The sequence below is a fragment of the Flavobacterium sp. LS1P28 genome (genome assembly GCF_003970335.1).
Classification (GTDB): domain Bacteria; phylum Bacteroidota; class Bacteroidia; order Flavobacteriales; family Flavobacteriaceae; genus Flavobacterium.
The window spans coordinates 78,695-102,356 of the sequence record NZ_RYDI01000002.1 but is presented as its reverse complement, the minus strand read 5'-3'; the positions used below and the strand labels follow the sequence as shown (position 1 = coordinate 102,356).

General features: G+C 37.2%; 14 protein-coding genes. 10 read left to right on the top strand and 4 right to left on the bottom strand.

Annotated elements, in window-relative coordinates:
• Positions 1–14: 14 nt before the first annotated feature.
• The 6 genes from EKL97_RS02435 to acs all read left to right on the top strand — a co-directional run bounded on the left by EKL97_RS02435 (position 15) and on the right by acs (position 8,948).
• On the top strand, positions 15–1,550 hold the full coding sequence (locus EKL97_RS02435) for an MFS transporter (protein ID WP_126458370.1): 1,536 nt from the start codon (positions 15–17) through the stop codon (positions 1,548–1,550).
• 11 nt (positions 1,551–1,561) lie between these two features.
• Positions 1,562–1,789: a DUF6814 family protein gene (locus tag EKL97_RS02430; RefSeq protein ID WP_126453866.1), complete on the top strand. Its 228-nt coding sequence runs from the start codon at positions 1,562–1,564 to the stop codon at positions 1,787–1,789.
• A gap of 249 nt (positions 1,790–2,038) precedes the next feature.
• A complete protein-coding gene (locus EKL97_RS02420; RefSeq protein ID WP_126553130.1) occupies positions 2,039–4,744 on the top strand; it encodes an ATP-binding protein in 2,706 nt (901 codons plus the stop codon).
• Between the two features lie 2 nt (positions 4,745–4,746).
• On the top strand, positions 4,747–5,109 hold the full coding sequence (locus tag EKL97_RS02415; RefSeq protein WP_126567992.1) for a response regulator transcription factor: 363 nt from the start codon (positions 4,747–4,749) through the stop codon (positions 5,107–5,109).
• A 17-nt stretch (positions 5,110–5,126) separates the two neighbouring features.
• The gene (locus EKL97_RS02410) at positions 5,127–7,025 is read left to right on the top strand and encodes an AMP-binding protein (protein ID WP_126458365.1); all 1,899 of its coding nucleotides are present in this window, start codon (positions 5,127–5,129) and stop codon (positions 7,023–7,025) included.
• A gap of 15 nt (positions 7,026–7,040) precedes the next feature.
• Positions 7,041–8,948 carry an acetate--CoA ligase gene (gene acs / locus EKL97_RS02405; protein ID WP_126458363.1) on the top strand — a complete coding sequence of 636 codons (1,908 nt, stop codon included), beginning with the start codon at positions 7,041–7,043 and terminating at the stop codon, positions 8,946–8,948.
• Positions 8,949–9,054: 106 nt separating this feature from the next.
• Here acs and EKL97_RS02400 read toward each other — a convergent pair whose 3' ends face one another.
• From EKL97_RS02400 to EKL97_RS02385, 4 genes are all read right to left on the bottom strand, one after another.
• Positions 9,055–11,916, bottom strand: a complete 2,862-nt coding sequence (locus EKL97_RS02400) for an alpha-amylase family glycosyl hydrolase (protein WP_126567990.1) — start codon at positions 11,914–11,916, stop codon at positions 9,055–9,057.
• Positions 11,917–11,991: 75 nt separating this feature from the next.
• Positions 11,992–13,104: a SusE domain-containing protein gene (locus EKL97_RS02395; protein WP_126458358.1), complete on the bottom strand. Its 1,113-nt coding sequence runs from the start codon at positions 13,102–13,104 to the stop codon at positions 11,992–11,994.
• 24 nt (positions 13,105–13,128) lie between these two features.
• Complete coding sequence (locus tag EKL97_RS02390) at positions 13,129–14,727, bottom strand: RagB/SusD family nutrient uptake outer membrane protein (protein WP_126567989.1); 1,599 nt, start codon at positions 14,725–14,727, stop codon at positions 13,129–13,131.
• A 17-nt stretch (positions 14,728–14,744) separates the two neighbouring features.
• On the bottom strand, positions 14,745–17,684 hold the full coding sequence (locus EKL97_RS02385) for a SusC/RagA family TonB-linked outer membrane protein (RefSeq protein WP_126567987.1): 2,940 nt from the start codon (positions 17,682–17,684) through the stop codon (positions 14,745–14,747).
• A 233-nt stretch (positions 17,685–17,917) separates the two neighbouring features.
• Here EKL97_RS02385 and EKL97_RS02380 point away from each other — a divergent pair, with 233 nt between their 5' ends.
• The 4 genes from EKL97_RS02380 (at position 17,918) to EKL97_RS02365 (ending at position 23,608) form a co-directional block, all read left to right on the top strand.
• On the top strand, positions 17,918–18,940 hold the full coding sequence (locus tag EKL97_RS02380; protein ID WP_126515124.1) for a LacI family DNA-binding transcriptional regulator: 1,023 nt from the start codon (positions 17,918–17,920) through the stop codon (positions 18,938–18,940).
• A 246-nt stretch (positions 18,941–19,186) separates the two neighbouring features.
• Positions 19,187–20,548: an MFS transporter gene (locus EKL97_RS02375; protein WP_126567985.1), complete on the top strand. Its 1,362-nt coding sequence runs from the start codon at positions 19,187–19,189 to the stop codon at positions 20,546–20,548.
• 3 nt (positions 20,549–20,551) lie between these two features.
• Positions 20,552–21,208 carry a beta-phosphoglucomutase gene (gene pgmB / locus EKL97_RS02370; RefSeq protein WP_126515126.1) on the top strand — a complete coding sequence of 219 codons (657 nt, stop codon included), beginning with the start codon at positions 20,552–20,554 and terminating at the stop codon, positions 21,206–21,208.
• 93 nt (positions 21,209–21,301) lie between these two features.
• On the top strand, positions 21,302–23,608 hold the full coding sequence (locus EKL97_RS02365) for a glycoside hydrolase family 65 protein (protein ID WP_126567984.1): 2,307 nt from the start codon (positions 21,302–21,304) through the stop codon (positions 23,606–23,608).
• Positions 23,609–23,662 lie beyond the last annotated feature (54 nt).

The window sequence follows — 23,662 nt, the reverse complement described above, 5'->3', positions numbered from 1 at the left end:
AAAAATAACAATACATGAAAGAAAAATCAACAAAAGGAATTTGGAAAGTTATTTCCGCATCCTCAATGGGTACCATGATCGAATGGTATGACTTTTACATCTTTGGAAGTTTAGCAGTTGTAATTTCAACTAAATTTTTCCCTTCGGATAATCCAACAGCTGCTTTCTTATCTACTTTGGCAACATTTGCAGCAGGGTTTGTAGTTAGACCATTTGGAGCCCTTTTCTTTGGAAGATTAGGCGATTTAATTGGCCGAAAATACACCTTCATGGTCACCTTACTTTTGATGGGTGGAGCCACGTTCCTGATTGGTTGTATTCCGAGTTATGAAACCATTGGTTTTATGGCTCCTTTATTAGTGTTAATTCTACGTTTGCTTCAAGGTCTTGCTTTGGGTGGTGAATATGGCGGAGCCGCAACATACGTAGCAGAGCATGCCCCTGTAGGACAAAGAGGCTACTGGACTTCGTGGATTCAAACTACTGCAACGGTGGGTTTATTCATCTCTTTGATGGTGATTTTAGCCACTAGAAATATCCTTACGCCAGAGCAATTTGACGAATGGGGATGGAGAGTTCCGTTCTGGGTATCTATCATCATGGTTGGCGTTTCCTATTTAATTAGAAAAAATATGGATGAATCTCCTGTTTTTGCTAAAGCAAAAGCGGAAGGAAAAACCAGTACCAATCCATTGAAAGAGAGTTTTGGAAATCGTTACAATTTGAAATTTGTCTTATTAGCTTTATTTGGAGCTACTATGGGTCAAGGGGTCGTTTGGTACACCGGTCAATTCTATGCCATGAATTTCATGAAAACAGTAATGGCTATTGATTCGTCACAAGTTGACACTTTACTGGGAATTGCATTAATGCTTGGTACTCCGTTTTTCATCCTTTTTGGTTGGTTAAGTGATAAAGTAGGCCGAAAATACATCATGATGGGCGGGATGTTGCTAGCCATCATATTATACCGACCTATTTATAAAAGTATGTACGAAACTACCTCGATAGCCAATAAAACGGAAATGGTAGAAAAAACAACGCTAATCGCGGAGCTGAAAGAGAACAAGAAGCAAACCATGGACTCTATTTACACCACCAATAAAGAGTATGCGGATGGAACTACTTTTCAAGAAATAAAAACCGTACATTTAGAAAACGGAACGGCAGTAATTGTAGATGGCAAAGCAAAAGTAGACACCAAAACAACTATTAAGATCTCCACTGCTGACGAATGGTCGTTAATATTTCTAGTCTTCGTTCAGGTCATATTTGTTACAATGGTATATGGTCCAATTGCGGCTTTCCTTGTAGAGATGTTCCCTGTAAAAATTAGATATACGTCTATGTCGTTACCATACCACGTAGGAAATGGAATTTTTGGAGGACTGCTTCCTGCCATTTCAACCTATTTTGTTATAAATGCAAAAGAGGGCGGGAATCCGGAATTTTACCTCGAAGGACTTTGGTATCCAATTGTTATTGCTGCTATCAGCTTTGTAATTGGAATGGTTTACATTAAAAATAAAGACAAAAACGCTCACATTTAAAAAACACAGCTATGAATCAAATAAAAAGAATTTTAGGATTAGTTTGGATTGCATTAGCAGCTGCTGCAGCCTATTTTTGCATCTTCACTTTCGGATTGCCCAAATTTATGTCCGGTAAACAAGAGGATTTAGTATTCGGGATTATCATCCTATTCATACTCACCCCACTAATTGTTTTAGGATTGGGAGCCTTTGGGTACTTCTCCTTAATGGGAGATTACGATGAAAAAAACGATTAATTAAATGCATTCCTTAAAAACAATCTCTGCATTTTTTTGCAGAGATTGTTTATTTTTTTACAATGAAAAAAAGACATGAACAAAAGCTGGTTATACTCTCAGTGTTAATCTTATTAGCATTGAATATTCCGCTTTTGCTATTATTTGACAGTTCTAAACCTATTTTTGGTTTACCCCTAATTTACCTCTACATTTTTTCGGCATGGCTATTTTCAATCGCTATAACCTACTTAATCATAAAAAGATATTATGAATAGCGTAGGGGTTTTACTGATTTTAGCGCTTTATGTCTCCATTTTATTTTACATAGCGCATTGGTCTGAAAAAAGAAGACATTCTAAATGGACTAACAATCCGTATATCTATTCTTTTTCATTGGCAGTATATTGTACTGCTTGGACCTATTATGGCAGTATAGGAGTCGCAGCAGAAACAGGACTAGCCTATTTACCTATTTATTTAGGCCCTATTATTATTATACCAACGTGGATGATCATCCTAAAGAGAATTATCCGAATTTCGAGAGTAAATAAAATCTCCAGTATAGCAGATTTTATTTCTTTACGATACGGAAACAGTAGATTTCTTGGAGCATTAGTCACCATGGTTTGTGTTATTGGGATACTTCCTTATATTTCACTACAACTAAAATCAATTTCAGATACCTTTCATATTGTCAGCAAAACACAATCAAGCGACAACATCTTTACGGATACAACTACATATGTGTGTCTTGCTTTGGCATTATTTGCCTCTTATTATGGAACACGCTACGTGGATGCTTCCGAAAAAAGACGTGGTATTGTAACTGCCGTAGCCATGGAATCAATCCTAAAATTAGTTTTCTTTTTAATGATTGGCATTTACGTAACCTTCTTTGTTTTTGATGGGTTTGATGATATTTATCAAAAAGCGAGTGTCCTTGAAAATTTTGACAAAAAAAATACCATTGGAGGGATTACAAACGGAATCAACTGGTTTTTCCTTTGTGTGTTGTCTATGTTTGCAATTTTTCTATTGCCAAGACAGTTTCATACTGCCATCGTAGAAAACAATAAAGAAAGCCACATTCGAACAGCCATTTGGCTTTTTCCACTCTATCTGTTGCTTTTTAATCTTTTTGTTTTCCCAATTGCTTGGGGAGGAAACATCTTATTTGAGGGGCAAGGACTCAATTCCGATACCTATTCATTGTTAATCCCACAATATTTCAACAACAACACCGTAATGGTTTTAGTCTTTCTGGGCGGATTTTCGGCAGCGATCTCAATGATAATCGTTTCCTCAATTGCGCTCGCCACTATGCTTAGTAACAACCTATTAATCCCTTATGGCTTTATAGGTTCACTCGAGAATGATTCCCAGAAAAAAAACAACAAACGCATCTTGATCAGTCGGAAAATAGGCATTTTTTCTCTCATTATCCTGGCGTATGCTATCTATCGAATTTTTATTCTGGACTACTCTTTGGTTTCCATAGGACTTGTCGCCTTTGTAGTAATCGCGCAATTGGCTCCTTCTTTTTTTGGTGCCATATTCTGGAAAAGAGGATCAAAAAATGGTGCTATAACAGGGATTTTATTTGGATTTATAACCTGTTTTTATACCCTTCTAGTTCCTTACGCCATTGGGATAACCGAATCAACAAGCTTATTCATTCAAGAAGGCCCTTGGGGAATTGAACTTCTAAAACCATTTCAGCTTTTCGGACTGGATTATTTAGAACCTATACCACATGCCGTTTTTTGGAGTTTATTAATCAATTTGATGAGTTATCTGGCCATTTCCGTTAGTTTTAAAGGGAATTACAGGGAACGCAATTATGCCGAAATGTTTGTAGACATCGACAAATACATTACCAATCATGAAAATGCTTTTATTTGGAAAGGAACGGCCTATATCTCCGACATTCAAAAAGTATTGCAGCGATTTCTAGGGGAAGAAAGAACAAAACGTGCACTGACCATTTTCAATTTGAAATACAACATAGACAAAGACATCACCACCGCCGATGCCCGATTTATAAAATTTGCTGAGAATTTATTGACAGGACACATTGGTACGGCTTCCGCCAAAATATTAATATCAAGCGTGGTCAAAGAAGACAAAATCAGTCTGCCAGAAGTGTTGCGAATTTTAGAAGAATCCAAAGAAAACATCATCATCAACAAAAAGCTGACAGACACCTCAAATGAATTAAAAAAAATATCCGAACAACTCAAAAATGCCAATTTGGAATTAATAAACAAAGACATTCAAAAAGATGAATTTCTTGACACTGTTACCCACGAATTGAGAACGCCAATAACCGCAATTCGTGCGGCAAGCGAAATCCTTCATGATGATGACGACATTCCGGAGGAGTTGAGAAAACAGTTTTTGCAAAATATCATTTCTGAGTCCGATCGTTTGAATCGTTTAATTGATAAAATTCTGGATTTAGAAAAATTTGAAACCGGAAAACAAAAAATTTACCTCTCTAAAAACAACATTTCAAAAACAATCAAAAAAACATTGAATTCCCTCCAGCAACTCCTAAAAAACAAAAACATAAATGTTGAATTTCAGGAGGAATCAAGAGAGATCAAAGCCTTTTATGACGAGGAACGAATCATTCAGGTGATTCACAATTTAGTATCCAATGCGATAAAATTCTGCGCTGAGACAAACGGGAAAATAGTGATTTCCATTCATGAAAACAAAGACAATATTGAAGTCAAAATACACAACAACGGCAAGGCAATTAAGAAAGAAGATTTTCAAGCTATTTTTGATAAATTTTATCAATCTCGAAACCAAAACGTAAAAAAACCAATAGGAAGCGGCTTGGGTTTAGCCATATGCAAACAAATAATAGAACATCACAAAGGTAAAATTTGGGCCGAAGACGATACCGCTGAAGGCGCCACATTCGTATTTACATTACCCAATTATAATACAACAGAAAATAATTAAAAATGAAAAAAATTTTAATTGTAGATGACGAACCAAATATTGTAATGTCATTAGAGTACACTTTCAAAAAGAACAATTTTGAAGTTTTCATTGCGCGCGACGGTCAGGAAGCATTGGATATTTTAAAAAATAAACTTCCGGATGTCATTATTCTTGATGTCATGATGCCTATGGTGGACGGGTATGCCACATTAGAGCAAATAAAAAAAGACGAACGGTTGCGGCATTGCAAAGTCATTTTCCTTTCGGCAAAAAACAAGGAAAAGGACATTGAAAAAGGCCTTTCATTAGGCGCTAATTTATATGTAGTCAAGCCTTTTTCAATCAAAAAGTTAGTCGACCAAGTTCATGAATTAATTCAATAAGAAACAAATTCAACACAATGACATACAAGGAAATTTATGAGGAAAGCATTGAGCAGCCAGAAAAATTCTGGGCTGAACAAGCTGATGCAATTGAGTGGTACAACAAACCGGAGACAATTTTGTCAAAAGACGAAAATGGCTATCCGCTTTGGTACAAAGATGGCGAATTGAACATTTGTTACCTGGCGTTAGACAAACACATTCAGGATGGCTGTGGGGACCAGGTCGCTTTTATTTATGACTCTCCGGTAACACAAACCGTAAAAAAATACACTTTTTCGGAAGTAAAAACCGAAGTTGCAAAACTCGCAGGAGGCATGCAATCACTGGGATTAAAAAAAGGCGACACCGCAATAATTTACATGCCCATGATTCCACAAACAGCTTTTGCCATGTTGGCTTGCGCAAGAATTGGCGTAATCCATTCCGTTGTTTTTGGAGGTTTTGCACCACATGAATTGGCCATCAGAATCGATGATTGCAAACCCCGGGCCATTATTACCGCTTCTTCGGGAATTGAAGTGGATCGTTTGATTGCGTACAAACCTTTGGTCGATCAAGCTATTGAACTCGCTTCACACCGACCAAAAAAAGTAATCGTTTTCAACAGAAAATTAGGCGCCCGAATTCCGTTTAAGAAATATGATGTAGATTATGATGCCTTGGTTTATGGCTCAGAAGAAACTCCTTGTGTTCCTGTAAATTCAAATCATCCGCTTTATATTTTGTATACTTCGGGAACGACGGGAAAGCCAAAAGGAATTGTAAGAGATACTGGTGGATATGCTGTGGCATTGAAATTTTCTATGAAATACATCTATAATGTCAAAGAAGGCGAGACTTTTTGGGCCGCATCAGATATGGGTTGGGCAGTAGGTCATAGCTACATCCTTTACGCTCCGTTATTAAATCGAAATACTACCATAATTTTTGAAGGCAAACCGATTAAAACTCCCGATGCGAGTACGTTTTGGAGAATAATTTCAGAGCATAAAGTGGGCACTATGTTTACGGCTCCTACCGCCATCAGAGCTATCAAAAAAGAAGATCCTGATGGAACATTCATCAAACAATATGATTTAAGTTGTCTCAAAAATCAATTTTTGGCGGGCGAACGTTGTGATAATGCCACTTTAGAATGGTATCAACAACACATTCCTATTCCTGTAATTGACCATTGGTGGCAAACAGAATCAGGCTGGCCAATGATTGCCAATTCTCTCGGCATTGAAAAAATGCCGGTGAAATTCGGTTCTGCCACAAAAGCAGTTTGCGGATATGATATTCGGATTTTCAATGAAAACGGTGACGAATTAAGCGCCAATGAAGAAGGCTTGGTTGTCATAAAATTACCTTTGCCTCCGGGAAATATGTTGGGTATCTGGGAAAACGAAGCCCGTTTTAAAGCCAGTTATTTCAGCAAATTTGATGGCTATTATCTATCTGGTGATGGTGGTTATAAAGATGAGGACGGTTATATTTTCATCACCGGAAGAACGGATGATGTTATCAATGTAGCAGGACACCGCTTATCTACAGCTGAAATGGAAGAAGTTGTTGCTTCCCACCGATTCGTTGCAGAGTGTGCGGTCATTGGAATTCAAGATGATTTGAAAGGACAAATTCCGTTGGCATTGGTCGTAACGAAATTAGATATTGCAATAGAGCATTATCAATTGGAGCAAGAAATTATTAAATTGATTCGCCAGCAAATTGGAGCGGTCACTTCTTTACGAAATGTAGTTATTGTAACGCGCTTACCAAAAACGCGCTCGGGAAAAACCCTTCGAAAACTACTGCGCAGCATTGCAGATGGTGCCGAATTCCAAATTCCGTCGACCATTGACGACGAATCGATTGTGGAAGAAATTATCACCGCATTAAAAAAGTATAAAATAGGAATTAACAACATATAAAATATATCAATAATCATGAGTTACTATAAAATTAATAATCTAGAAGAGTACTTTAAACATTACAAAAAATCAATTCGTGAACCGGGAAAATTCTGGGACAAAGTGGCCTCAGAGAATTTTACTTGGTACCAGCAATGGGATAAAGTAGTTGATTTCAATATGGCTGACGCCGAAATAAAATGGTTTACCAATGCCAAAGTAAACATTGTAAAAAACTGTATCGACAGGCATCTTGCTAAAAAAGGAGATAAAACAGCTATCATTTTTGAACCGAATGACCCAAATGAAGAGGCATTGCATATTTCATATAATGAGTTATACGAGCGTGTTTGCAAAATGGCGAATGTCTTAAAGGAGCAAGGCATACAAAAAGGAGATCGGGTTTGTATTTATTTACCAATGATTCCTGAATTAGCGATTACCACTCTGGCCTGCGCCAGAATTGGAGCAATCCATTCGGTTGTTTTTGCAGGATTTTCCGCCTCGGCAGTTGCCGCAAGAATCAATGACAGCGAATGTAAAATGGTCATCACTTCAGATGGTGGGTATCGCGGGAATAAAACCATCGATTTAAAAAGTATCGTTGACGAAGCCTTATTGAATTGCCCTTGTGTAGAGAACGTTTTAGTAGCTAAAAGAATCAACTCCACTATCCACATGAAAGAAGGTCGTGACCAATGGCTGCAACCACTTTTAGACCAAGCTTCGAATAACAATGTGGCTGAAATCATGGATGCCGAAGATCCTTTGTTCATCCTTTATACTTCCGGTTCAACAGGTAAACCAAAAGGAATGGTTCACACTACAGCCGGTTATATGGTGTATTCCGCATATACGTTCAAGAACGTTTTTAATTATGAAGACAATGATATTTTCTGGTGTACCGCTGATATTGGTTGGATTACCGGACATTCCTATATTCTTTACGGCCCGTTATTGAACGGAGCTACGACCGTAATTTTCGAAGGCGTTCCGTCTTATCCTGATTTCAGTCGCTTTTGGCAAACCATCGAAAAACACAAAGTTACCCAGTTTTACACGGCGCCAACAGCGATTAGAGCTTTAGCAAAAGAAAGCATCGAATACGTGCAACGCTACCAGTTGACCTCTTTGAAAGTAATTGGATCTGTAGGAGAACCCATCAATGAGGAAGCATGGCACTGGTACAACAACCACGTAGGCGATAAAAAATGTCCTGTGGTAGATACGTGGTGGCAAACGGAAACCGGAGGAATTATGATCTCACCAATTGCCTTTGTAACCCCGACAAAACCTACTTATGCTTCATTACCTTTACCGGGAATCCAACCCGTTTTGATGGATGAAAAACGAAATGAAATAGAAGGGAATCAGGTTACCGGAAGTTTGTGTATTAAATTTCCTTGGCCAGGAATTGCAAGAACAATTTGGGGCGATCATCAACGGTATAAAGAAACCTATTTTTCTACCTTTCCAGGTAAATATTTCACTGGCGACGGCGCTTTGCGTGACGAGGTTGGGTATTACAGAATCACTGGACGTGTAGATGATGTAGTAATTGTTTCCGGACACAATCTGGGGACTGCCCCTATTGAAGATGCCATCAATGAACATCCTGCTGTTGCGGAATCAGCCATTGTAGGTTTCCCGCATGATATCAAAGGAAATGCGTTGTATGGTTTTGTAATTCTAAAAGAAACCGGAGAATATCGCGACAGAGAAAACCTGAGTAAAGAGATCAACCAACACATATCCGATCACATAGGACCCATTGCCAAATTAGACAAAATCCAGTTTGTTTCCGGTTTGCCAAAAACCCGTTCCGGAAAAATCATGCGCAGAATTTTGCGTAAGATTGCTGAAGGGGATTATTCTAATTTTGGCGATACCTCAACCTTGTTAAATCCTGAAATTGTGGAGGAAATCAAAGACGGTAAAATTTAATATTTAGTTGTAATTGTAGTTAAAAACTGCTTCATTTATGGAGCAGTTTTTTTATACAAAAAAGGCTGCCTTTTTATGGACAGCCTTTTCAATCTTCAAGGTATTCTTAATTTTTCAACAGTTTCAATACTTTCATTTCATTATTTTCATCAAATGTTTTTACGATGTAAAGTCCTTGATTCAAATCACTAACCGAAAATTGAGATCCTGCCGTTTTATTGGTATCAAAACTTTTTAGCAATTGTCCCGTGATAGAAAACACCTGCACCTTAGCCGTTGTTTCATTCAATGTAAAATAATCAGATGCCGGATTTGGATACAACACAATCGTTGGTGATTTTTCGTAATCCGCTATTGCCAATGATGCTGTTTTATTCCCATAGATTTTAAATTCTCCCGGTTTCAAAGTAATTGCAACTGAGGTACTGATTACATTAATAGATGTATTGTCCATCAAATTGTACCATGTTCCGGTGTATGGAAACCCGGAAGGAGCATTTTTTGGCGTCACATCAAAATTAGCTACAATCAATACATCTTTCAGTTGTGTTGATGCTAGTGCACTGTTGGTAATTTTGATATTCGGTAATAACGAACTGCTATTATTGATTGTTACAGTTCCTAAAAACACAGGTTCTTCGGTCTTCATCGTAATCATTTTTGCCCAGTCGTCGTAAATTATGCTTCTGTTGGTATCTCCAAGCCAACTACCCGTCCATTGTGGCTGTGGCTTAGTGTCTAATTTACAATCCCCGGATGTACCATCAGAAGGAGAGTTCACAGTTCCATTATTGCAGGTAAAAATAGAAGAATTCCATCCTAATTCTCCAAATTGCCAAATCATTTTTGGCCCTGGAACCAATAAAGAAACAGCTCCTAATGCAGACATTCTGGATAAAGCTACAGTAAGGGTTCGTACATTATGGTCCGCAGTAGTATTGTTTCCTGCTTGCACATTATTGTACATTAAGCGCTCCTCATCATGACTCTCTGCATAGCCCATCAATCGGTGTGCAGTAAATCCTCGGCTTGATGAACTCATTCTTGAAATATTACCTGCATACCCTTTTGTAAGATTGTTATAGTCAAAAGTCATGATTCCCCACATCATCACGCCTTTACTTAGCGTTTCATTCAACCTATAATTGGCCCATTGTTGCTCTTCCTCATTACCACCCAAATGTTCAAAAATAACGTAGTGATTTGGATCTAAATTCCAAGAATAATCAGCATATTTTTTCAATACATCTATTCTATCTTGTTGTAAACTGCCGGTACAATTTTCTTGCCCGCCAGCTACGTTCGCTGGACAATTTTGTGTAAAACCTTTGGTTAAATCCCAACGGAAACCGTCAATTTTATATTCTTCAACCCATTGTTTAATGACCCGTTGTACATAATTTTGTGTTCTGGGCAGTTGATGATTAAAATCTTCCCCCACACTATAACTGTGCATCGCTGTTGTATTAAAATAAGGATTTTCAGTGGAAGGCGAGCCCCAACCATTGCCGTCAGGATCATTCATCCACATGCGAAGCATTGGGTTTCTACCAAAAGCGTGATTTAGCGCCACATCAAGAATAACAGCAATTCCGTTTTGATGGCATAAATCAATAAACTCTTTCAATTTATCCGAAGTGCCATAGAATTTATCCAAAGCCATGTGAAAAGAGGTATTGTAACCCCAACTTTCATTACCTTCAAACTCCATTACTGGCATTAATTCAATCGCATTTATCTTCAAATTTTTGAAATAATCGATTTTATTAATCAAGTCCTGATAGCTTTTATTGGCATCAAAATCACGCACTAACAATTCATAAACTACTAATTTTTCTTTAGCTGGTTTAACAAAGTTTGTAGTGGCGCTACTCCAAGCGTAAGCAGCTTTCCCGGTTTGCAAAACGGTTACTTCACGTTCCTGACCAACGGGATATACCGGAAGATTTGGATAATTTACAGATGAAATCCCTGGATCATCAAAAGGAGATAAAACCAAAGTGGAATAAGGATCCGCAGTTTTTACTAAACCAGGCGAACCGGCCAAGGGAGTTGCGTCCCCCACCCAATATTGATACATGTAATTTGTCCCCGAGACCAATCCGGTTAATTCTAACCAAAATTTACCGCTGGTTGGGTCTTTTTTCATAGAGTGCGCTGATGTTGGCTGCCAGTTATTAAAACTCCCTGCTACATAAATAAAATCTTTTAAAGGTGCATCCAACACTAAAGTTGCTTTTGTCGCATCACCAGTATTGTAATTAATTCCGTCTAACAAACCATTAGCCATCGCAGCACTTATCGTACCCGTATTTACAATCACGCTGAATTTTTTAGTAATAACAGTAGTTCCTTGAGTAACTTCCAACTCATAGATTTGATTTCCGGTGATATTTGTGTGATTAAAAGTATAACTGGAAGCCGCTGTATTTATATTTAAATTTGTTCCGTTTGCCTTCAAAACATAACTGGCATTTCCTCCTGTATTAGAAGCTGAAATATTCAAACTGCCACCAGATGCAATAATTGTCGAACTGTTTTCTGCTGGAGAAGTTAAAGTTGCCTGAAAAGCTCCAACATTAAAAAAAGTATCAGCAGTCTGCATATTTCCGGCATCATTTCTTAAGACTACACAAATTTCTGTAATAGAGCTCGTATTTGGAATCCCAAAATAAGCATACAAATCCGGAGTAAGATCCAATTTATAAGTAGTTCCTGAAACCAATGTTAATGCGGGTTGTGTGGAATTATTACCCCAACTCCCTTTCACGTTTTGCCATCTTGTGCCATTAACAGTTAAACCAATATGCGCATATATTGTACCTGTATAACTGGCGAGTGGCGTTCCTGTTTTGTTAAAATTAAGAGTAACTGCACTACTTGCAATTGCAGGTGATGGCGTAGTTGTAAATTGGGAATAACTTATAGAGGTTATAAGTAAAATTAATAAAAGTAGATTTTTTTTCATGGCTAAGTATTAATTAAATTAAAAACTAAAAAAAAGGGCTACCCATAGATAGCCCTTAAAAATTTTTGAAATAAATTATCCTTGATTAGGAATCATTAAATAACTACCATCTAAATCATTAAAATAGATTTTGTATTTAGATTTTGCAACCGGTAGGTCACCTCCACTTGTTCCGTTATTTGGGAATCCTGAAAAAGCAGTGTTTCCACCCCAACTTACGTCCCATGCATTATTTGCTCTAAATTTAGCTTTACCATCATTTAATGGCAACAAATTTAATGACCAAACATGAGAATTGAACGTAGATTGGGTTAATGCTGTTGAAGCATCCCATTTTAATGGTGTGCTATCTCCAATGATACCTACGGTAGTGAAAGTTTTAGCAGCAGCTGCATTATACGTCACTAAAGTGTATTTTAATGTTTCAGTATTCATTGTAAAAGTATAATAGCCTTCCGTTGCAATAGTAAAAGATGCTGGATCTGGATCAGCTTCTGTAGGTCTAGCCACAATAGCACCATTATCTCCTTTACCATACATTGGAGCCCATTGTCCAAGTGTAGAAATTAATTTGAATGCACCCGCTTTGAAAAATCCAGTAAATTGATACAAACTTGGGTTTGTTCCGCTTCTGAATAAAGGTTGGTTTTTATTATTATTGTTCCATCCTGAAGCAGTTGCGTCGCCTACAAAATACCAGTCTTTAAATGCGTAAGGAATTAATCCAGTGTACGCATTAACTAAAATAGTCAGTGGAGTTTTAGACATCATTTTTTCAATTCCTGCTAAACTAGAAACTACTTTGACATCATAAGAACCCAGTTGATCAGGTGTTCCTCCCAATTGAATTACTGCTTGATTCAATGTTTTTACAGTTACTTCAATTTGAGTTGCTCCAGAAGTTCCTCCTAATTCAATTGCTTTTGTAAAATTTCCTCCTTTAACATCCATCAAAAGTTTGTACCCAATCTCTACATTACCAGCATAAGTTGCTTTGGTCCACACAAAACGTTCTATAACATCTTCCGCATTTTCTTCTAGTAAAACGTATGATTTATCATTTTCAGGCGCCACTAATTCAGGAGTATCCACTCCTTGAATTACTGGTCTGTCTTCTACATCCTCTACGCTACAAGACAAGGTAAGAACTGCGAATAAGGCAATTACTGATTTAGTTATATTTTTCATTTTTTATTTATTATTTAAATTTTATTAATACCCAGGGTTTTGTTTCAATTTATTGTTTGATGCTAATGCTGTAGCAGGAATAGGAAATAAATTTTTAAATGCTTGCGTTGGCGCACCACCCGCTACATTTCCTTTCCAAGGCCACACATAACTACCGCCTGTAAATTTACCAAAACGAATTAAATCCGTTCTTCGGTGTCCTTCCCAGTGCAGTTCTTTTGCTCGCTCGTCTAGAATCAGGTTAGCACCTGCAGCATCCGCAGTAAGAGCACTTATCGTTGAAGCATTCGCTCTGGTTCTTAAAGCATTTACATATCCTCTGGCAGTTCCTAGATCTCCTACTTTACCAACTACCGCACATTCAGCATACATTAAATACGCATCGGCTAAACGGAACATTGGAAAATCAGAGTCAGAAAAGTCTCCTGATTTATCTGAGCCCTGAACTCCGTTTACCGTCACATTTCTAAATTTCTGAATTGCGTATCCATCAGTAAATGTACCAATGTCAGCAATTTCTTTAGTTTGTCCATCAGTATAAAATTGACCTCTTGCGTCTGTAGTATTTTCACTAAACTTATTTACAAATGCTGATGTTGTTCTGATACCAGCCCAACCACCATTGATTCCAAATTCAGAAGCCTTCATAGTACCACCAACTGGTGCATGCGTCAAGAAAGTAGTCCCACCATACGTTTGCGTTCTTAGTCCATCAAAAGCAATTGCAAAAATGAATTCGTTTTGAGCTCCGTTTCTATCATTATCCGCAAAAAATAATTGGTTATAATTGTTGTGTAAAGTATACCCTGATCCTATTACTTTAGTAATCAAAGGCAATGCTCCTGCATAATTATCAGTACCAATATATACTTTAGCATTCATGTATAACTTAGCTTGTAACATCCAGGCAGCAGCTTGATCCACACGATACGCCTCATTTGATTTTGGCGCTTTCAATTCTGGAATAATTGCTGTTAATTCGGCATCCACAAATTTGTACAATTCTGCTCTTGACGCATATTCCGGGTAGTAAAAACTCGTTGGGGAATCTTCAGTAACCAAAGAACCTCCGCCAAACATATCAATCAAGTGCCAATAGGTGAATGCTCTAATAAAACGCGCTTCTGCTCTGTAGGTTTTAATCTCTGCTATCAAAGCGGCATCAAGACCTCTGGAGGCTAATTTAGCATCCGTAGTTTGTCTTAAAAACTCATTACAGTTTACAATTTGAAAAGAAAATCGGGCAAATGTAGCCGTGATAAAACGGTCTAAAGAAGTCCATGTTTGTGAATGAAGGTCTTTTATTGTCCCATCATTCCAGGCGATTACGGCCTCATCTGTTGTTAATTCCTGCATCAACCAGATCCCTCTGATGTATTGACTTTCCCCTTCATCAATTCCGGAGATATCTGGAGAACCAGCTGCAGTTTGCCCTGAAGTAGCAAATCCTGCGTATAACTTGGCCAGATTTTGTTTGTACGATTCCGGTGTGCTAAAAAACTGTTCTCCCGGAACTGCAACACTACTTGCCGGGGCTTGGCTCAAATCATCTGTACACGATGAGAATACCATCACGCACAGTAACAAAGAAATACCCAATAATTTTATTTGTATCTTTTTCATTTTTCTTACTATTTGTATTAAAAATTAACGTTTAAACCTAACGTGAAAGTAATTGGTCGTGGGTATAAATTTCCATCTATACCTCCAGAAATTTCTGGATCTAATCCTTCATAATTAGTAATGATCAAAACATTTTGTGCTGACAATGTCAATTTAACTAATGAAGACGTATTCTCTTTTTGATTGAAAGTATATCCAACACTTACGTTGTCTAATCTTACAAAAGACGCGTCTTGAATGTAATAATCAGATTCGAAACGTTTGGTATCATTAGATCTGAAACCTGTTTCCAAAACATTTTCAACTCCGTTTGACAAATCTGTGTTTCTGATCAAAATATTATTGAAAGATCCTTTACTGGAATCCACATTGTTGTAATTGTAATTACCCCATGATCCTCTCCAGTTCATGCCCATATCAAAATTTTTGTAGGTTACACTGGTGTTAAACCCGTAAAAAACATCTGCTGCCGGTTTATGAAAACGGTATTTATCCAACTCTGATATTATTCCATCTTGATTTCTGTCAACATACACCCCATCTAAAGGTTTTCCGTTTACACCATACGCTTGCTCATACACGTAAAAAGAACTTGGTGCATAACCCACTTGGTGATTTTGAATAAAATTTCCGGTAGCACCTTCATAGCCTCCAACATTAATTCCTGGCGTATTAGGAAGTGTAGTAGTCAGCTTAGTGATTTTAGACTCTTGAAAGGTTACGTTTCCGCCAATTCTCCATTCAAAATCATCAGAACGAAATGGGATTACTTCTGCAGCAATCTCAATCCCCCTATTTTCAATTGTTCCTACGTTATAATTGTCAAAATTTGAAAACCCGAAGAAAGATGGATTTTGTGTGTACAATAATAAATCTTCTGTTGTTCTTTTGTACAAATCAACACTACCATTGATTCTATTGTTCAAAAATCCAAAATCCAACCCTGCGTTCACAGTAGTGGTTTGTTCCCATTTCAAATTACTATTGTACGGCTGTGGTCTGTAAGTAGTGTAAAACTGACTTCCAAACGGGTATTGAGCAGCAGTATTAGAGGCTAAATACAACGGAATAGATGGATAACTTATTCCAATATCCTGTTGTCCGGTAATACCCCAACCCCCACGGATTTTTAAGGTAGAAATACTACTTACGTCTTTCAAAAAGTTTTCTTCGTTCAGTTTCCAAGCCAAAGCAACAGCAGGGAAATTAGCCCAACGATTTGATTCTGTAAATCTTGAAGTACCATCACGTCTATAGGACAAAGTCACTAAATACTTATCGGCGATATTAATATTAGTTCTTGCAAAGAAAGACTGCAAGTTGATACGAGACGGAAAATTAGGATCTACCGTAGTGTTATTACTCTGAAAATTAAAATTGGAAGAGTAAAAAGTCTCTCTGAAATCTTGGTAGGAATACCCTCCAGTAACATCAAAAACGGTATTGATCGATTCTACTTTTTTGTTGTAATTCAAGTACAAATCCATCAATTTATTGAAACGTGACTGAGTTCTTTCATACGTATTGTTGAAACCGGAACCGGAAAGACCATTCAAAAAATTAGCTTCTGTATTACCAAATGAACGTCCTGTTAATTGATCGTAACCAAAATTAGCTACTGCTTTTAATTCTGGTAAAAAATGCATTTTATATTCGGTTTGAATATTTCCAATGCTTCTGTATGCTGTTCCAAAACTGTTTTGTTGTTCGATTTGAGACAATGGGTTTCTACCTGCCAATTGGTTTATTTCCGTTGGAGACGTATACCATTGAAAAAAGGTTCCGTCAGGATTTCTTACTGCTTGTGTTGGATCAAATCGAATGGCTGAACCAATGGCACCACGATTACTATAATTACTATTAATCAGAGACGTATTATTATTCAATTCTATCTTTAAATGATCGTCAAAGAAGTTTCCGGTTATACCGGCAGACATTGTAGTACGCTCCATGTTATCTCTTTTTAAGATACCATTCAAATTAGCATATCCCACAGAGGCTCTGTACACTATATTATCAGAACCACCGCTTAGGGCAATATTATGATCTGTACCAATAGCTGTTCTGAATATTTCATCCTGCCAATCTGTATCAGCAGCACCCATCAACGCGATTTGAGCAGCATTTCCGTTAGCCGTTACAAAATCTCTGAATTGTGTACTTGATAAAGCATCTACTTTATTCGTGATTTCAGAAACCTGGAAGTTTGCATTATAATTAATTTGCATTTCCCCTGCTTTACCTTTTTTAGTCGTAATGATAATTACCCCATTCGAAGCACGAGATCCGTAGATAGCAGTTGCCGAAGCATCTTTCAAAACCGTAATCGATTCAATATTATTTTGATTAATAGTACTCAAAGGATTTCTACTTCCTTCTACGCCACCAGCAGCAACCGGTACACCATCAATAACATACAACGGATCGTTATTAGCAGATAGTGAAGAGCCACTTCTAATTCTAATAGTTGCACCTTCACCTGGAGAACCTCCTCCATTAATAACCTGCAAACCAGCTACTTTCCCTGTTATCATTTGATCTGCAGAAGTAACAGGTCCTTTATTAAAATCTTTGGAAGTCAGCACGGTTACCGCTCCTGTAGCATCTTTTTTCTTAACAGTCCCGTAACCCACTTGGATCACCACTTCTTTTAATTGATTGGCGTCTTCTTCTAAAGATACGTTTAATGATTTTTGAGCAACATAATCAACAACCGTATCGGCGTAACCAATATAAGAGAACACAATTTTATCCCCTCTTTTTACGTTAGACAACTGATATTTACCATCAAAATCAGTAGAAACACCATTATTTGTACCCTGTACATTTATGTTTACCCCCGGAATTGGCTGTCCTGACACTTTATCAAGAACGGTTCCGCCAACGATATTCTGAGCCAAAACACTAAAAGGGAGCAGCAGTACTAAAATCAACAACTTTTTATAAATTGTTTTCATACATTTTGTTTAATTTAATTTAATTTTTCTTGGAATTTCAAGCGTGACTATTACTTCGAATGTTAAATTTATGTAAATTTTTGCACGCCCGACAAGAGCCCTTTTTAATTGGGTTACGAAAACGTAATAGTGTTGAAAACTTTCTGATTTATTTAAATTTTAACCCGTTTAATTACCATTTGTAAAATTAAATTTTATCTTTATTACGAAATAAAATTTTACTCCCTCTCCACATGAAAAGGAAAATAACGCTTAAACAAATTGCCAAAGAATTAGACGTTTCTATTTCTACCGTTTCTAAGTCATTACGGAACAGTCCAGAAATAGGCGAGGAAACCAGACTTAAAGTACAAGCTTTCGCCAAATTTTACAACTACAAACCCAATAACATTGCGCTGAGCCTAAAAAACAGAAAAACAAAAACCATTGGAATTATCATCCCGGAAATTGTGCATCATTTCTTCTCCACGGTCATCAATGGAATTGAACAAGTGGCCAATGAAAACGGGTATAGCGTACTCATTTGCCTCTCAGACGATTCCTTTGATAAAGAAGTCCTGAATATGGAAATGCTCGCTAACGGCAGTATTGACGGATTCATTATGTCACTGTCTAAAGAAACCCAATTCAAAGGCGATTTTCACCACATTACAGAAGTCATCAATCAGGGAATGCCTGTAGTCATGTTTGACAGAGTTACGAACGATATCCTTTGCGACAAAGTCATTATAGACGATCAATCTGCAGCCTATGAAGCCGTTCAGAGCTTGATTGATAAAGGACGGAAAAAAATCGCCTTAGTTACCACTGTTGATTATGTGAGTGTGGGTAAACTTCGCACAGATGGTTATATCAAAGCATTACTGGACAATGACATCCCCTTCAATGAAAATCTTATTATCAAAATTGAAGATGTTGATACCTGCGAAATCACCATTGGAAAACTATTAGAAGACAAAGCCATTGATGCCGTCTTTGCAGTAAACGAACTTTTTGCAGTAACGATAATTAAAACTGCCAATAAAATAGGATTAAATGTTCCTAAAGACTTAGCCGTTATTGCCTTTACTGATGGTATCATTTCTAAATATTCTACACCTACTATTACTACTGTAAGTCAGAATGGTATCAAAATGGGAAATAAAGCGGCAAAAATGCTGATTGAAAGACTTGAATCTGAGGAAGATGAAGAAGATGAAAATTACAAAACTGAAGTAATTGAAACGCATCTGATAGAAAGAGAATCTACACATTAGATATTATACGTTTTCAGTTGCCTTCATAAAACTGCGACTGAAAACTGTGACTAATTTTTAAAACAGCTGTATTATATTCAGTACTACAACCTTGTAGTGAAAAATGTTTCTTTTTATTTGTATCTGAAAAACAAAAGTTTAAAATATATTTTTATATTTACCCCATCAAAGCCTCACTTTTACTTCGAAAATAAGACAAGTTTTGATAAGCATATCGCTTATCGTATTAATTTATAAATTACGATAATGGAAAAGCGTAGATTAAGTTTCTGGCAAATTTGGAACATGAGTTTCGGATTTCTGGGAATACAGATGGGTTTTGCACTGCAAAATGCTAATGCCAGCAGAATTCTTCAGATTTTTGGTGCTGATGTGCACGAACTATCCTGGTTTTGGATCATTGCCCCGTTGATGGGACTTATTGTACAGCCCATCATAGGCCATTACAGTGATAAAACGTGGGGGAAATTTGGAAGACGAAAACCATTCTTTTTAGTGGGTGCTTTGTTGGCCTCCATTGGCTTAATATTAATGCCGCAAGCCGAAATTTTCATTGCTCTTTTGCCTGCCTTATGGGTAGGTGCCGGAATGTTGATGATTATGGATGCCTCTTTCAATATTGCTATGGAACCTTTCAGGGCTTTAGTAGGCGACAATTTAAGAACGGATCAAAGAACACTTGGATTTAGCGTACAAACCGCCTTAATTGGTTTCGGTGCCGTGATTGGTTCTTGGCTGCCTTATGTTTTGACGAATTGGTTTGGCGTTTCCAATAGAGATGAAGATGGCGGTGTTCCCATGCATTTGATTTTATCTTTTGTAATAGGAGCTGTTATACTTATAGGTTCTATCCTGGTTTCCATTTTTTCTACCAAAGAATATTCTCCGGAAGAGCTAGCCCAATTTGAAGACGAAATGGCGCATCAGAAAACCAAAGTGGCTAATGCCAATGCTAAAGAATCCAGCGTACTGGACATTTTTGATGATTTCAGAAAAATGCCTACCACGATGCGGCAATTGAGCTGGGTACAATTTTTCTCTTGGTTTGGTTTGTTTGGAATGTGGGTTTTTACCACTCCGGCCATAGCCCATCATATTTATGGTTTACCTATTTCGGACAGCAAAAGTGAGGCGTATCAAAATGCAGGAGACTGGGTTGGCGTGTTGTTTGGTATTTACAATTTGGTTTCTGCTTTCTATGCTTTTGCGTTGCCTTATATCGCAAAAAAAATCGGAAGAAAATTAACCCATTCCCTATCCCTTATTATTGGTGGCCTTGGATTAATTTCGATCTATTTTGTCCCTAACGAAAACTGGCTTATTCTTTCTATGGTTGCAGTGGGTATTGCTTGGGCTAGTATTCTATCTATGCCGTATGCCATATTAGCCGGATCAATCTCCCCAATGAAAATGGGAGTTTACATGGGTATTTTCAACTTCTTTGTCGTTATTCCCCAAATTATCAATGCCTTAATTGGCGGACCATTAGTTAAATATGTATACCATGACAATGCCATATTTGCATTAGTCACTAGTGGTGTCAGCTTTTTGATTGCTGCTATTTTAGTAGTTAAAGTACAAGATGTTGATGACCTAATAAAACAATAATCAATGAATACAAAAGCATTTATATTCGACCTAGACGGAGTGATTGTAGACACGGCTAAATACCATTATTTAGCGTGGCAAAAAATTGCAAATGAATTAAATATCGAATTTACACTGGAACACAACGAATTACTAAAAGGAGTCAGCCGGGTGCGCTCTTTGGATATTATATTAGAACTAGGAAAAGTAACCGCCTCACAAGAAGACAAAGACCAATGGTTAGTCCAAAAAAACGAGGAATACTTATCTTATTTAGTGGATATGAATGAAAGTGAGATTCTTCCGGGAGTTTTTGAAATTTTAAAATTTTTAAAACAAAACAACCAACCCATCGCATTGGGTTCAGCCAGTAAAAACGCCAGACCAATTCTGGAGAAAACAGGACTACTCTCTTATTTTGACGCTGTTGTAGACGGAAATGATGTGACCAATGCGAAACCCGATCCGGAAGTATTCTTAATGGCCGCTAAATTATTAAAAATAAAACCAGAAGATTCAATTGTTTTTGAAGATTCAGTCGCAGGAGTTCAAGCGGCGAATATTGGTAATATGACCAGCATAGGAATTGGGGAAGCAACTACTTTGCACGAAGCAAAATATATCTTCAACGATTTTACAGCTATCGATACCCAATTCATAGAAGAATTAATTAACAAATAACGAAACAAATTCAAAAAAGTAAAAAGGATAATGTTATTTGTGTATCACAATAATTTTTGAATTTTTAATTTTTGAATTTTTAAATTATAAAAAATGAATCAAGATTATATAAAACCAGACAATTGGTCTATCATAGAAGAAGGATTTGATGCCGAGTGTGTAAAATCATCTGAAAGTCTGTTCAGCATTGGCAACGGTGCTATGGGACAACGGGCTAATTTTGAAGAAAATTATACTGGTGAAACATTTCAGGGAAGTTATATTGCGGGAATTTATTATCCGGATAAAACCAAAGTGGGCTGGTGGAAAAACGGGTATCCGGAATACTTTGCTAAAGTTTTGAATGCACCAAACTGGATTGGAATTGATATTGAAATCAATGGAGAAAAATTAGATTTGAATACCTGTGCTGAAGTCAAAAACTTTCGTCGGGAGCTGAACATGAAAGAAGGTTGGTACCACCGCTCTTTTGAAGCCACTTTAAAAAACGGAACCGAAATCGCAGTTAGTATTCGTCGTTTTCTTTCAATCGTGTTGGATGAAGTTGGGGTTATCAATTATGAAATTACCCCTTTGAACAAAGATTCAAAAATCGTTTACAAACCTTATATTGATACTGGTGTAACCAATGAAGATGCAAACTGGGAAGAAAAATTCTGGGAACCGCTTGATGTAAAAAAATCAGGAAATGAAGCTTTTGTAACGGCACAAACCTTCAAAACACATTTCAAAGTAACCACTTTCATGCAAAATAGCATTTTTACAAGTGGTGAAAAAACGGGAATTTCTCCTTCTAATATTGATGCAACTGCTGATAAAATTCAGTTTAGTTATGATGTAATTGTGGGACAGGGTCAAAAATCATCGATCCAAAAAATTGGCGGGTATACGGTTTCTTTAAACCATGAAAATACCATTACTGCTGCCGAAAAAGTGATTCAATCCGCTTTAGCAGTAGGCTATGACCAAATGTTGCAGGACCAGATTGATGCTTGGGCAAAAATTTGGGAAATGTCAGACATTACAATTGATGGCGATGTTAAGGCACAACAAGGAATTCGTTTCAATATTTTCCAATTAAACCAAACCTATTTAGGCAAAGATTCCCGATTGAATATTGGTCCAAAAGGTTTCACCGGAGAGAAATACGGAGGTTCTACCTATTGGGATACGGAAGCGTACTGCATTCCGTTTTACATGGCGACCAAAGATCAGGAAGTGGCTCGGAATTTATTGACGTACCGTTACAATCAATTGGATAAAGCCATTGAAAACGCTACTAAATTAGGATTTACTAACGGAGCAGCTTTGTATCCAATGGTGACGATGAACGGCGAGGAATGTCATAACGAATGGGAAATTACTTTTGAAGAAATTCATAGAAACGGAGCTATCGCTTTTGCCATTTATAACTTTTACAGATACACTGGCGATTACAGTTATATTCCTGAAAAAGGACTGGAAGTATTAATAGGAATTGCTCGTTTCTGGCATCAAAGAGCGAATTTTTCGACTAATTTAAACCAATATGTAATTCTTGGCGTTACGGGTCCAAACGAATATGAGAACAATGTAAACAATAATTTTTACACCAATTATATTGCAAAATGGTGTCTGGAATATACCTACGAACAAATTCAGAAAGTGTCGCTGGAATATCCTTCGGATCACAAAAGAATTACCGAAAAGGTAAAAATCTCCGATTCCGAATTACAGTCTTGGAAAAAAATTTCGGACAATATGTACTTCCCTTTTTCGGAAGAACATAATGTGTACTTGCAACAAGACGGTTTCTTGGACAAAGAATTGGTTCGTGTAGTTGATTTGGATAAAAGCCAAAGACCCATCAATCAGAAATGGTCTTGGGATAGAATTTTGCGTTCGCCATACATCAAACAAGCCGATGTTTTACAGTGTTTTTATTTCTTTGAAGATCATTTTTCGAAAGAAGAACTGAAAAACAATTTTGAATTTTATGAATCCTTTACGGTTCATGAGAGCTCCCTTTCGCCTTGCGTACACTCGATTCAAGCCGCTTTATTAGACAAAATAGACATGGCGTACTCGTTCTATTTGAGAACGTCACGTCTGGATCTTGATGATTACAATAAAGAGGTCGAAGAAGGGTGTCATATAACATCAATGGCCGGAACCTGGATGAGTATCGTAGAAGGTTTTGGCGGAATGAGAGTTAAAGATGATACGCTTCATTTTTCTCCAAAAATTCCAAAACAATGGAAAGGCTATTCGTTTAAAATCAACTTTAGAAATCAAATTCTGAAAGTAGCGATCGATCATAAAGAGACTTCATTTACAATTCTTGGAGATAAAGAATTGGAAATTGTGGTAAATGGCAAGACTCTTGTGGTCACTACTGAAAATTTAGTCTCCGTAAACTAACATTTGCTAGAACTTGTAGTTAATTCTATCATTTGAACCCAAGCCTTGCTAGGC